Annotated in this window: 13 protein-coding genes; 1 reads left to right on the top strand and 12 read right to left on the bottom strand. The window is 69.5% G+C overall.

Annotated elements, in window-relative coordinates; translation table 11 throughout:
* Nucleotides 1–131: 131 nt before the first annotated feature.
* Complete coding sequence (locus D575_RS0102475; RefSeq protein WP_018144331.1) at nucleotides 132–1,037, top strand: alpha/beta hydrolase; 906 nt, start codon at nucleotides 132–134, stop codon at nucleotides 1,035–1,037.
* Between the two features lie 114 nt (nucleotides 1,038–1,151).
* Here D575_RS0102475 and D575_RS0102470 read toward each other — a convergent pair whose 3' ends face one another.
* The 12 genes from D575_RS0102470 to D575_RS0102415 form a co-directional block, all read right to left on the bottom strand.
* Nucleotides 1,152–2,870: a complex I subunit 5 family protein gene (locus tag D575_RS0102470; RefSeq protein ID WP_018144330.1), complete on the bottom strand. Its 1,719-nt coding sequence runs from the start codon at nucleotides 2,868–2,870 to the stop codon at nucleotides 1,152–1,154.
* A complete protein-coding gene (locus D575_RS0102465) occupies nucleotides 2,867–4,387 on the bottom strand; it encodes a complex I subunit 5 family protein (protein ID WP_018144329.1) in 1,521 nt (506 codons plus the stop codon). The genes D575_RS0102470 and D575_RS0102465 overlap by 4 nt, the downstream gene beginning before the upstream one ends.
* Nucleotides 4,387–5,871, bottom strand: coding sequence for a complex I subunit 5 family protein (locus D575_RS0102460; RefSeq protein WP_026182020.1), 1,485 nt, complete (start codon nucleotides 5,869–5,871; stop codon nucleotides 4,387–4,389). Before D575_RS0102460 ends, D575_RS0102465 begins: the two co-directional genes overlap by 1 nt.
* Nucleotides 5,868–6,296: an NADH-quinone oxidoreductase subunit K gene (locus D575_RS0102455; protein ID WP_018144327.1), complete on the bottom strand. Its 429-nt coding sequence runs from the start codon at nucleotides 6,294–6,296 to the stop codon at nucleotides 5,868–5,870. Before D575_RS0102455 ends, D575_RS0102460 begins: the two co-directional genes overlap by 4 nt.
* Nucleotides 6,293–7,288: a hydrogenase subunit MbhD domain-containing protein gene (locus D575_RS0102450; RefSeq protein WP_018144326.1), complete on the bottom strand. Its 996-nt coding sequence runs from the start codon at nucleotides 7,286–7,288 to the stop codon at nucleotides 6,293–6,295. Before D575_RS0102450 ends, D575_RS0102455 begins: the two co-directional genes overlap by 4 nt.
* Nucleotides 7,285–7,581 (bottom strand): monovalent cation/H(+) antiporter subunit G, encoded by a 297-nt coding sequence (locus D575_RS0102445; protein WP_018144325.1) that lies wholly within the window; start codon nucleotides 7,579–7,581, stop codon nucleotides 7,285–7,287. Before D575_RS0102445 ends, D575_RS0102450 begins: the two co-directional genes overlap by 4 nt.
* The gene (locus tag D575_RS0102440; RefSeq protein ID WP_018144324.1) at nucleotides 7,571–7,897 is read right to left on the bottom strand and encodes a monovalent cation/H+ antiporter complex subunit F; all 327 of its coding nucleotides are present in this window, start codon (nucleotides 7,895–7,897) and stop codon (nucleotides 7,571–7,573) included. The genes D575_RS0102445 and D575_RS0102440 overlap by 11 nt, the downstream gene beginning before the upstream one ends.
* Nucleotides 7,894–8,457 (bottom strand): Na+/H+ antiporter subunit E, encoded by a 564-nt coding sequence (locus D575_RS0102435; protein WP_019571989.1) that lies wholly within the window; start codon nucleotides 8,455–8,457, stop codon nucleotides 7,894–7,896. The genes D575_RS0102440 and D575_RS0102435 overlap by 4 nt, the downstream gene beginning before the upstream one ends.
* A gap of 43 nt (nucleotides 8,458–8,500) precedes the next feature.
* Entirely contained in the window at nucleotides 8,501–9,070 is a 570-nt protein-coding gene (locus D575_RS0102430; RefSeq protein ID WP_018144322.1) for an invasion associated locus B family protein, read from the bottom strand.
* A 120-nt stretch (nucleotides 9,071–9,190) separates the two neighbouring features.
* Complete coding sequence (locus D575_RS0102425; protein WP_018144321.1) at nucleotides 9,191–10,696, bottom strand: glycosyltransferase family 39 protein; 1,506 nt, start codon at nucleotides 10,694–10,696, stop codon at nucleotides 9,191–9,193.
* Nucleotides 10,693–11,373: an HAD-IB family hydrolase gene (locus D575_RS0102420; RefSeq protein WP_018144320.1), complete on the bottom strand. Its 681-nt coding sequence runs from the start codon at nucleotides 11,371–11,373 to the stop codon at nucleotides 10,693–10,695. Before D575_RS0102420 ends, D575_RS0102425 begins: the two co-directional genes overlap by 4 nt.
* A 316-nt stretch (nucleotides 11,374–11,689) precedes the next feature.
* Entirely contained in the window at nucleotides 11,690–12,442 is a 753-nt protein-coding gene (locus D575_RS0102415; RefSeq protein ID WP_018144319.1) for an SDR family oxidoreductase, read from the bottom strand.
* Nucleotides 12,443–12,447 lie beyond the last annotated feature (5 nt).

Below are 12,447 nucleotides of genomic sequence, written 5' to 3'. Positions count from 1 at the left end.
GGGGCCGTTCCGGATTTGCCTATCATGCGCTGCGCAGGCCGCGCTGTCAGGACTACGCCCGCCCGTTCGGGAGGAATTTTCCCACCGCTACTGAGTCTATTGGATCACGCTAACCACCCAGGAGGTTCCCCATGTCCCGTTGGATCGCCACGGCCGCCCTTGCGGCCGCAGCATTGTTGGTGGCCCCGGCCGCGCTGGCCGCGGAGAAGGTCACGCTGGAACACGATGATCTGACCCTGGTCGGGCATATGAAGGAAGGCATGGGGGCGAGCCCCTCCGACGGTGTGGTGCTGATGCTGCACGGCACCCTGGCGCACGGTCGCATGGAGGTGATGGCGGGGGTCCAGGACCTGCTGGCCGAGCACGGACTGAACTCCCTGTCGATCAACCTGAGCTACGGCATCGATGCACGTGAAGGGATGTTCGAGTGCGACGCCCCGGTGCGTCACGGGGTCGCTGACCACCTGCAGGAGGTCAGCCTGTGGCACGAGTGGCTGCAGGACGAAGGCTACGGCCCGGTCACCCTGTTCGGTCACTCCCGTGGCGCCAATCAGGTCGCCCGCTACCTGACCGAGCACGACCCGGACGGCATCCGCGCCCTGGTGCTGGTGGCGGCCTCCACCTTTGACGAGGATGAGGCTGCGGCGGATTTCGAGGAGCAAAGCGGCCTGCCGCTACAGGTGATGCTGGATCGTGCCCGCGAACTGCAGCGCATGAACCAGGAAGAGACCCTGATGGAGGACGTGCGCTTCCTCTATTGCGAGGAGCTGGACGTGACCCCGCGCGCCTTCCTTGGCTACTACGAACCGACTCGCCAGAACGACACCCCCTCGGTGATCCGCGGCATGCAGATCCCGACGCTGGTGATCGTGGGGTCCGAGGACGACGTGGTCCCGGATCTGCCGCAGAAGGTCGAGGCGGTGAAGGACAGCGGCGACATCACCCTGATGACCGTGGACGGTGCCGATCACTTCTTCCGCGACTTTTTCGCGGATGACGTGGCCGACTTCACCGCGGACTTCATCGATCAGAACTGATCGGCAAGGGACCTAGGGAGACGCAGGCTAACGAGCATCTACGGGTCCGCAGCACCTTGAGGCCGGCCCGGGGTTTCCCGGGCCGGCCTTTTGCGTTTCCGGCGTGGGGGAGGACTACCCTGCGAGCAACGTCAGGTAGAGCCCGAGCATCGCGGCGGAGAACAGCAGCCCGATGGTCTCCCATCGGGTCAGGATGCGTTCGGCGTCTTCCAGGTGCTGGCGCAGTTTCAGGCGCAGTACCCGCAGGCGTGCCGGCATCCGGTGCGGCCGGGGTGGTGGCACGGCCAGGCTTCGGTGGGTACGGCGGGCGGCACTCCAGGCGGCCTCGGCCAGGACGGCCAGATCGCCCTCCGTCACGCGCGGGGTCTCGCGGTCGCGGATCAGCCGGTAGGCGATACCGGCGAGGACGAGCCCGAGGGCGATCGGCCACAGCAGGGCCAGGCCATACAGATCCCGTAGCTCGACGGGCAGGCCGCCGGGCCCGACGACCAGGACCCCGAGCGGGAGCAACAGCCCCATCAGTGCAAGACTGCCCCAGGCCCACCACCGTTGCCGGTCGAGGCCGTCGGCGGGTGCTCGCAGTCCGGCCTGCCAGCGCCACAGGAAACGCAGCAGCAGCACGGTGGTGCCCGTCGCGGCGAGGGTCAGCAGCAACTCCGTATGCGCCAGCCAGCCGGGCAGGGCGTCGGGGGCCAGCGGGCCCTTTAGCGTGTTCTTGGCCAGCGCGCCGCTGGTGAACGGCAGCCCGGCCAGGGCCAGGGCCGGCAACAGGGTGAGCAGGACAAACGCGGCCCGGGCCAGGCGCGTACCCGGCCACTGGTTCTGCATCCCCGCCGTCAGGAACAGGGCCCCCTTGGCCAGGCCGTGATGCACGGCGTACAGCGTGACGGCGGCCAGCAGCCAGCCGCGCGCCTCCGGCAGCAACAGGGCCAGGCCTATGCCGACCGTCATCAGTCCCATCTGCGAGATGCTGGAGTAGGCGAGGATGGTCTTCGGTCGTAGCTGCAGGACGCCCACCAGGACCCCGAGGAAGGCCGCTGCCAGGCCCAGCAGGACCAGGGTCTCGCCCAGCACTGCATGCCCGGTGGCGTCGAGCGGCAGCAACCGCATCCAGCCCAGCAGGCCGGCCTTGATCATCGCCCCGGACAGCACGGCGCTGGCCGGTACGGGGGCCGCCGGGTGGGCCAGGGGCAGCCAGAAGTGCAGCGGCAGCATGCCGGCCTTGATCCCCAGACCTACGACCAGCAGTGCCAGCGCCCAGCCCTCGGGGCGTGCCGCTGCCACCGCGGCCAGGCTGGATTGCCCGGCGGCGTGGACGGCCAGGAGCAGGCCCGCGAGCAGCAGGACCTCGCCCAGTACCGCGAGGATCAGGTACACCCGCCCGGCGCGCCACGCCTCCGGCTTTCCGGAGTGGACCACCAGCCCGTAGGCGGAGAGGCTCATCAGGGAGAAAAACAGGTAGAACGATGCCGCGTCCTGCGCGAGGACCAGGCCCAGATTCCCGGCCAGGGCCAGAAGCCAGAACACGTAAAAGCGCTCGCGCCGGGCGTCGTCACGCCGCTCGCCGAGGGCGAATAGTCCGGCTGCCAGCCAAAGACCTGCAGTCAGCGCCAGAAACGCCCGCCCGGTTGGGTCGACGGCCAGGTGGGTCCCCATCAGCAGGCTATCGAAGGTCGCCTCCAGCCCGGTCGGGGCCAGGGCGGCGAGCAGCAGCCCGGGGAGCGCGGCCCAGGGGACCAGGCGGTTCAGCCGCGCCTGCCCCGGGCGCAGGCCGATGAATACCGCCAGCAGCAACGGCAGCAGTGGGACGGCGAGCAGGAGGACGCTGCTCACAGCCCGAACTCCGGCAGCGAATAGTCGCGCCGCACGATCAGGCTGACCCAGCCCAGCGGGCTCAGCCCCAGCCCGGCGAAGAGTCCCACCAGCAGGCCCAGCGCAGCGGTGAAGACCACCGGAAACAGCAGCATCCAGTGGGTCTCGAAGCGGGTCGGCCCGGCATGCGCCTGCAGCGGTTCATGCCACGGCTCGCGGCGCTCACCGAGCCAGCCACGGATCACCGGCGGCAGGAAATAGGCGGCGTTCAGCAGGCTGCTGAGGACCAGCACGCCCAGCACCCAGGGCATGCCGGCCTCCAGCGCCCCCAGCCCGAGGTGCCACTTGGTCACGAATCCCGCCAGCGGTGGCAGGCCGATCATGCCCAGCGCCCCGAGGGTGAAGGCGAGCATGGTCAGCGGCATGCGCCGGCCGACCCCGTCGAGCTCGCTGATGCGGTGGATGCCGAGGGTCTCGGCGAAGTTGCCGGCGCAGAAGAACAGGGTGATCTTGGTGATGCCCTGGTGCACCAGGTGCACCAGTCCGCCGATGATGCCCAGCGGCCCGGCCAGCGCCACGCCGAGGATGATGTAGGAGACCTGGCTGATGGTGGAGAAGGCCAGGCGCTGTTTCAGGTCGTCCGTGCGCAGGGCCTGGATGGAACCGTAGACAATGGTGATCGCCGCCACCACCAAAAGCCCGGCGGTCAGGCCCAGTTCGATGGCCAGCTCGGTTCCATAGACGTCGTTGACGACGCGGATGATGCCGAAGGCGCCGGCCTTGACCACGGCCACGGCGTGCAGCAGCGCGCTGACCGGCGCCGGCGCGACCATCGCGATGGGCAGCCAGGAGTGCAGCGGCACCAGCGCGGCCTTCACCCCGAAGCCGATCACCAGCAGCACGAACAGGACTTGCAGGGTCGTGGCGTGGGTCTCCGCGAGGCCGCCCAGGTACCCGCCCGGGGTGAAGCCCTCCGCTCCCGCCAGGAGCGTGAGCCAGACGATGGCGGTGAACAGCACCAGCCCGCTGGTCAGGGTGTAGGCGAGATAGATCCGGCCGGCCCGCAGCGCCGCCAGGGTGCCCCGGTGGACCACCAGCGGCCAGGTCGCCAGCGTCAGGATCTCGTAGAAGATCAGGAAGGTGATCAGGTTGCCGGACAGGGCAATGCCGACCGTGGCACTGACGCACAGCGAGAAGAACCCGAAGAAGCGACTGCGCCGGGGCGATCCTTCCAGGTAGCCGATCGCGTAGATCGTGGTGACGAACCACAGCACCGCCGACAGGCTGGCGAACAGCAGCGACAACGCGTCCGCGGCCAGGACCAGATCGATGCCCGGCATCAGCGGGAGGCTGAAATAGTACTCGTCGCCGCGCAGCACCCCGTCCAGCAGGACCGCGATCAGCGCCAACTTGGTGCCGGCCCCACCCAGGTTCAGCGCGGTGCGCAGGCCCCGGCGATGTTCGGGCAGGAAGAAGATCGCGATCCCGGGCCCGAGGGAGCTGAACAGGATCGCGAGCAGCAGCCAGCCGCCATCCATCAGGGGGCTCCCGGCGTCAGTGCGAGCGTGTTCAGGGTCAGCGTGCCGGCCAGCCCGGCCAGCGCCGCGATCGTGGCCAGGCCCAGAGGCACCCAGTCCATCCACGGCGAGACCGCCTCGCCGGCGTCCGCGCGTCCGCGCTGGAAGGACGGGGCCACCATGCGCAGCACGTAGGCCGCCGCGAGCAGGCCGCCGCCGGCGATCGCCAGCACCCACAGCACGCCGATGACGCTACCGGCCAGGACCGTGCCCAGGCCGGCCTCCAGGAGCAGGTACTTGGCGATGAAGCCACCGGTGAACGGCAGCCCCATCAGGCTGACGCCGGCCAGCCCCAGGGCGAAGACCGTGCGCGGCCGCGCCCGCAGTACATCGCCGAGATCGGCCAGCCGATCATGCCCGGCGGCGTGCTGCAGCGTGCCCGCCGCGAGGAAGACCGAGGCCTTGGCCAGCGCGTGGACAACCGCGAAGAACACCACCACCCGCCAGGCGCCCGGATCCACCAGCATCAGCGGAAAGGCCACCAGCAGATAACCGAACTGGGCCACGGTGGAATAGGCCACAATCGATTTGAGGCGGCCGGCGCGCAGGGCCTGCAGCGAACCCCAGACCAGCGCCGCCACGCCCAGTAGCCCGACGAGGATGCCGAAGGCCGGGGTGGCCAGCGGGGCGAACACGCCTATCCAAAGACGCAGGATCAGGTAGAACGACCCGGTGACCACCAGCCCGGAGAGCACCGCGCTGACCGGCGCCGGGGCCGAACCGTGGGCCGGCGCCAGCCAGACATGCAGCGGGAACAGTGCGGCCTTGAGCATCAGCCCGGCGGTCATCAGCACGGCCGCCATGCGCTCGGTCGGGCCCGCCTCGGTGCGTGCCTCTAGCAGCACCAGATCGAGGACCCCGTGCTCCCCGAACAGCAGTACCACGCCCATCAGGAAGCTCAGCGAGCCGAGGATGTTGACCAGCAGGTAGCGCACCGCGCCGGAGACCGCGGCGGCCGTTCCGGTGAAGGCGACCAGGGCCACCGCCGACAGCGAGACCACCTCCAGCGTGATGTACAGGTTGAAGACATCGCCGGACAGAAACAGCATGTTCAGGCCAGCCCACAGCCAGAGCCACAATGGCCAGAATTGGCGCCGCTCGATTCGATCATGCACATAGCCCAGGCTGTGGAGGCTGGTCGCAAGCCCCACGACGGCCGTCAGCACCAGCAGGGTCATGGACAGTCCGTCCAGATGCAGCATCAGGCCCAGCGGGGCCTCCCAGCCCCCCAGTGCCACCCGCGTGGCCGCGGCCTCCGGATCCGGCCCGGCGTTCAGGAACAGCGCGCTCAGACCAAGCACCCAGGCCGTGACCGCGAGCGCCCCCAGCAGGCCGACACGATGGGCCTGGCGCGGCCAGGCCGTCGCCAGGATCGCCACGGCCAGCGACAGCCCCACCAGCCCGGCGACTCCCGCCGGGAGCCATGCGGCGCTGTCGGGACTCACGAGGGCCGGTCCTCGCTGGAGGCGCGATCGGCCGGGCCGCCATCGGCGTGGTGTTCCTCGCGCGAGATGTCCTCCACCGGGGCGTCGTCATCGGGCGGCCCGGGCAGCATCACCGCGTGGCCGGTCAGGCGCGTCAGATGCACCACCAGGGCCAGGGCGAAGGCGGTTGCGCTGACCGCGACCACAATGCCGGTCAGGGTCAGCGCCTGGGCCACCGGGTCCGGCGGGCCCTCGCCACGGGCCGCCACACCCAGCAGCACCATGAATACGCCCGAGCCCATGATGTTCAGGGCCAGGATGCGCAGCACCAGATGGTGGCGGCGGATCAGCCCGTACAGGCCCAGGGCGAACAGGATCGCTCCCCCGGTGGGATACAGCAGGCCCGGGGCCAGGGTGTGGGCAACCGTCTCGAGTAAGCCGTTCATGCGTCGTCCCCGGCCGGGCGTCCGGCCACGAACAGGGCCACCAGGGTCAGGGCGATGGAGAGCGTCGCCGCGACCTCGATCAGGATGATCAGGGGATAGGCCCAGGCCTCCGCGTAGCCGAGGAAGCCATGCCCGGCGGCAAGGCCGTACAGCCCCACCAGCAGGAACAGGGCGACCCCGGCGGAGATGCCCAGGCGCAGCGGCCCGCCCGGCGCCATCGGCAGCTGGCGCGGCCGTGCCAGGACCAGCAGGATGCCGGCCGCGCCGAGGATTGCCCCGGCCTGAAAGGCCCCGCCGGGGGCGTGACTCCCGGCCCACAGCACATACACCCCGGTGACGATCGCGACCGGGACCAGCAGCCGCAACGTGCCGGGCAGGATCGGCCCCGGGGCCGGACGCGCCGGGATCAGGTCATGTCGCCCAAGGGACCAGGCGCCCAGCAGCGCGATCAGCACGATGGCCAGCTCGAGGAAGGTGTCGTAGGCGCGGAAGTTCAGCAGCACTGCGGTGATCGGGTGATCGACGCCCGAGACGTCCATGTGCGCATCCACTACCGGTTCCAGCCCGGTGGAATGCGGCTGGTGCCACAGCGCCGTGACCAGCAGTCCACCGACCACCAGGGCAAAGGTCAGCGCGGGGATAAAGGTCCGGCGTTCGGGCGGTGGGTCGTGCAGCGCCCGCAGCAGGGCATGCGGCCCGGTGGGGTCGGGCGGGGGTGAATGCGGGCGGCCACTGCGCCGCTCGGCCATGATGCTGCGCAGGCGTTCCAGCGTGACCAGAAGCAGGGCACCGGTGATGCCCGCGCCGATCGCGGCCTCGGCGAGCGCGATGTCCGGGGCCTCCAGCCGCACCCAGGCCAGCGCCAGCAGCAATCCGAAGGTAATGAACAGCACCACGGCCCGAAACAGGTCGGTACTCGCCAGGCAGCGCCAGGCCACCCCGACGATGCCGGCCAGCAGGACCAGATCGAAGAGGACCAGCAGCCCGTTCATCGATCCGACTCGAACTCCCCGTGGGTCCAGGTTCGTTGCGCCACCATGTGCGCGGCGGTGGTCCCCGCGGCCAGGACCAGAAGCCAGATCAGCAGCAGCTTGAGGATGTCCGCCGGACCGCTGGCCTGGAACATCAGTCCGAGTACCACCAGCCCGAGTCCGACGTTGTCGGCCTTGGTCAACGCATGCAGGCGCGAGTAGACGTCGGGGAAGCGCAGCAGCCCGGCAGTGCCGGCGGCAAAGAACACAAGCCCGGCCAGGACCAGGAGTACGGTCAGGGTATTAGCGATCATCGTTCGACTCCCTTGATTCCGTGGACTCGGGATGCTGGCGGTGGGTCGGGGTATCCGGCGGTTCCGGCAGGCCGTGCTGGCGGACGAAGGCCACGGCCGCGACCACCGCCAGTAGCGCAAAGACCAGCGCCACATCCACCAGGGCGGAGTCCTCCAGCGTCATCGACAGCAACAGCAGGATCGTCACCCCGGTGGTGCCGAATAGTTGCGCGGCCAGCATCCGGTCCCCGGAACCCGGCCCGCGCAGTACCCGAACGAGACCCAGCAGGATGGTGCCCAGCAGGAACAGCGCCGCGGCCAGGTAGAAGACGCTCACGAGGTTTGCCCGTTGCGTTTGTCGCGGTGGTCACGCGGGTCGCGGAAGGCGGCCCGGATGCGTCGTTCCAGAGCGATCAGCGCCGCCCGGGTGTCGGCGTCGCGATCCAGCACATGCAGGGTCAACAACCGGCCCTCCAGCCGAATGCTGAGCGTGCCGGGCAACAGGCTAATGACCGCCATGAACAGGGTCAGCGGCGGCCCATGGGCCAGTTCGGTTCGGTAGGTGACGAACGCCGGCTGGATTGGCAGGCGCGGATCCAGGGCGCGGCGCGCGACATCCAGGCCGCCCAGAAACGAGTTGCGAAGAAAAAAGCCCAGCAGGCCGGGCAGGGCGCGCAGGCGTAACGGGAGCGGCCGGCCGGTCGGCAGCAGCAGGCTGGCGCTACCGGCCAGAACGATCGCCAGCAGGGCCAGCGGTTCCAGCAGGGCCTCGTGGCCCGCGAGCACCCACCACAGCAGTGCGGCCGCGGCCGCAGTCCCGATCGCCCGCCTGCCACGTGACCGCGCGCGGCCGGGGAAGCCGGGGCTCGGTTGCGAGGAGCGAGACGCGGGCGTCATCGAGTCGCTGCCTGGCGAAGGTGTCGAGGTGATCCTGGCGCTCTTATCTCAGTTCGTTGCTGGCGTCGGTGAACCCCATCAAGGACACGTCAAAGACGAACGGTTGCTCCTGGTGCAGGGCGCGGAAGGCCACGGTCAGGGCCTGCCCGCCTCGGAGCGCGCTCATCTGACTGTCATTCAGTTCGCGTCCGGCGACACAGCCCTGCTGCACGCAGGTCACGTAGTCGGCATCCATTTCCTCGCCCGCGTCATCGACCTGCATGCGGATACCGGGTCGCAGATCCACGCCCAGCGGCACCAGCACCTCGATCACATGCTGGTCACCCTCACGGCGGATGGTGGCCTGCAGAAACAGTCCCTGCGCCTGTTCGTCCTGAATCTGCAGGGTCTGCTGCATCTGGCAGCGCTCGCCGTTCGGGGTGTCGATGCAGGCGACCTCCCAGTCCTGGTAGACGGTGGTTTCCGGCTCCTGCTGCACGGGCTGCTGCGGTTGGCCGGGTTGTCCCATGTCCTGCGCCGCCCCCGGGGCGGCGAGGCCCGCGAGCAGCAAGGCAAGCAGGGCGATGGAGGGACCGCGGCGGACGCGGCGAACACACTGGATGGCCGTATGCATGAGTCGAGGTATCTCCGGTATTGAAATGACGCCCCTACTCTAGCGCGCCGCACAAGTCGGTGCCTCGAACCGGCTTCGGTTTCGGGGACGCGGTAGGCGCATTTCCCTCCCGTCCGTGGGTCAGCGGGTGTAGCGCTCGACGAAGTCGCAGCGGCCCTCGGGCAGCCAGTCCGGGAGGTCGTAGTAGCGATCGAGGACTGGCTGCAGGACCTGGTCGTGGTAGGCGGCGTAGTCGAAGCCGCGGCCCTCGGCGAGGGTCCAGGCGACGCCGCGGATGGTGACTTCGCGTACGCGCACCTCGTCGAAGAAGGGCTCCACATGCGCCGGATCCAGCTCGCCGCGGGTGGGGACGTAGAGCAGGTTGGCGCCGTCAAGGGCGCGGAAGTCGGTAAGCAGGTCGTCCTGGCGGCCATAGTGCGAGCCGGGGCCGAACACCCCGACCTCGCGGCCGGCGTAGTAGCCCAGTACCGCCGAGCGCGAGTAGCTGCGGGTGAAGACGTGCCAGTCCGCGTCGTATTCGCCCACCACCCCGGCCACCGATTCCGGGGCCAGGTAGAACACGGCGTCGGCGTAGCGGTCCTGGCCCTTCAGCCATTCCACCGGCATCAGCGCGAGGGTCAGGATCGCGACGGCGTGCAGCACCGCGAGGGCCCCGGAGAGCCAGACGCCGAGCGTCAGCGAGCGTCGGGCCAGGAACAGCGCGGGCAGCAGCAGGAAGGGCGCGAAGGCGGCGAGCCAGTGCAGCCCGATGCTCTTGAACGGGGCGAGCAGGGCAAACAGGATCAGCGGGATCAGCCCGGCGGAGAGGAACACGCCCAGCTGGTGCTCGCGGATGCCGGCGGCCAGGGCGCGCCACTGGCGGGCGTAGAACCACAGCAGCCAGGGCGTGAACAGGTAGACGAGCAGGATCGCGTAGGTGAGCCAGTTGCCCGGGTCGAAGCCGCCGTCGCCATGCCGGTTCACGACGTTGAACATCACGTTGTACCAGCAGTTGTCCCAGTTCCAGTACAGATTGAGGGCGACCGCCGGCACCACGCCGAGGATGATCAGCAGGAGCCCGCGCCAGTGCTGTCGCGCGAACAGCAGGATATGCAGCCCTAGCGCGATCCCCAGCAGGACCGCGAAGTACTTGGACAGGAACGCCAACCCCAGGGCCAGGCCGGCGAGCAGGAACCAGTGTGCGGCCCCGGTGCGCAGCGCCTGCCAGGCAAGGGCGGTGGCCAGCAGGCTGAACAGGATCAGTGGGGTGTCCGTCGCGGTGATCACGGCGATGAAGAACAGCGGCATGAACAGCGCCAGCAGGGAGACCAGGCGTGCCCGGACCGGATCGGTATGCCGCCACCAGAGAAAGACCGCGAGCGCCGGGGCCATGGAGGCGAAGATGCCCAGCGCGCGGATCGCCAGCGGGTGGTCCGACAGGGGCAGGATGGCGCCGAGCCACCAGCCGATCATCGGCGGGTGGTCGTAATAGCCGAGATCCGGGTTATGGCCCCAGATCAGGAAGTAGGCCTCGTCGCCGGTGATCGGCAGGGCCCAGGCCATGCCGATCTTGACCAGCAGCACGGCCAGCAGGATCGCGCCGTAGTGACGGGCGAGCCAGGGACAGGAGGGGGTTGCCGTGTTCACTCGGGGGCGCCCTCCAACGCCGGCCCGTGGACACGCCGGAAACGGCCCCGGCGCAGCCGGTAGCCGCTGCCGGCCATCTCCAGCATCGGCTGGTCGGCTTCGCTGTCGCCGTAGGCCGCGACCAGATCGACCGGCTCGTCCGGGGGCAGGGTCGCGAGCCAGGCGGCGATGGCGGCCGGCTTGGCCGCGCCCCGGCAGTTGGTACCGTCGAGGCGCCCGGTCACGCGTTCGCTGTCATCGACCGCCAGGCGCGAGCTGACTACGCCGGCAAGGCCGTGGCGCTCGGCCCAAGGCTGCAGCCAGAGATCCAGCGAGGCCGACACCAGCACGCAGTCATGGCCCGCAGCCTGGTGGGCCTGGAGCGCGCGCATGCCCGCCGGGCGCAACAGACGGTCCAGGCGGCCCTCGGCGAACTCGCGGCCCTTGGCCTGCAGGTGGGCGAGGGTCTCGCCGGCCAGCATGCGGGTCAGCACGGCCTCCTTCGCATCCTGGTTGGAGAGGCGCTTTAGCGCCAGGCCGGTCAGGGCGGGGAGGCAGTCCGGCAGCCGGCGCAGGAATTCCACTGTCCCCAGCGCGTGGCGCAGGAAGGGGAACAGGCTGTCGCGCCGGGTCAGGGTGCCATCAAAGTCGAACAGCACGATCTGCCGCGCGGGGCCGGGCCGGGTGGAGGCGGACATGGCTAGGGAAACACTGATCCATGTACACGCTCGCTGCTTCGTCGCTTTTGCGTGCGTTTAATGCGCGGTGACTGCCGTGCAGTCATTCTGCACGAGGGAACCGCAACGCCGTGCGCGCGCCCGTTTTTGATAACAACGGGCGGCCGAGCCCCTTCGTTCATCATCTTGTGGGGTTGGTACCCCAGGTTCCCCGATCCTGCGTTGCGGCGCGAAATCATCAAAAACGGGCCGGTAGAACCACTACCGGCTGCGCACCGCGCCTTGCCTCGGAAAACCTGGGGTACCAACGCGAGTGTGTACATGGATCAGTGTTTCCCTAGAGTTTGAGGCGCTTGAACAGGTATTCGGGGATCAGGCGGATGATGGTCATGATCACCCACCACTTGCCGGGCAGGTAGGCCACGTCACGGCCACGGTGCATGGCGCGGACGATGCCCCGGGCGACCGTTTCCGGTTCGGCCCACAGGGCGCCGGCGCGATTGAAGCCCTCGGTCATCGGGGTGCGCACGAAGCCGGGCTTGAGCGTGACCACGTCCACGCCGCTGAAGAACAGCCGGTTGCGCAGCCCTTGCAGGTAGATCGCGAGCATGCCCTTGGCCGTGCCATAGGCGTAGTTGCTCTGGCGCCCGCGGTCGCCGGCGACCGAGCCGATGGCGGCGATCACGCCCCGGCCGCGGGCTTCGAAGTCCGGCGCGATGCGGGCGAGCAGGGCGATGGCGCTGGTGCCGTTCACGTGGATCGCTTGCAGGGTCTCGTCCACCGAGGCGTTGCAGGCCGCCTGGTCGGGCAGGGTGCCCCAGGCCAGCAGCACGCTGTCCACCTCGCCCAGGGCCTCCTGCGCCTGTTGCCAGATGGCGGCGTGGCCGTCGACGTCGGCCAGATCCGTCGTGGCGCCGAGGATGCGGGCGCCGTCCGGGTCGTCGCCACGCACCCGCAGGTCGGCCAGCAGGGCCTCCAGCGCCTCGCCGTCGCGGGCCACGCAGAACAGCCGTGCGCCGGTGTCCACCAACTCCCGCGCCGCCGCGGAGGCAATGGCCGAGGTCGCACCAAAGAGGACAACGTTCTTCATTGGGT

The organism is Thioalkalivibrio sp. AKL6 (assembly GCF_000376905.1).
Classification (GTDB): domain Bacteria; phylum Pseudomonadota; class Gammaproteobacteria; order Ectothiorhodospirales; family Ectothiorhodospiraceae; genus Thioalkalivibrio; species Thioalkalivibrio versutus.
The sequence above is the reverse complement of the archived record's forward strand: the minus strand, read 5'-3'. Positions and strand labels throughout refer to the sequence as shown.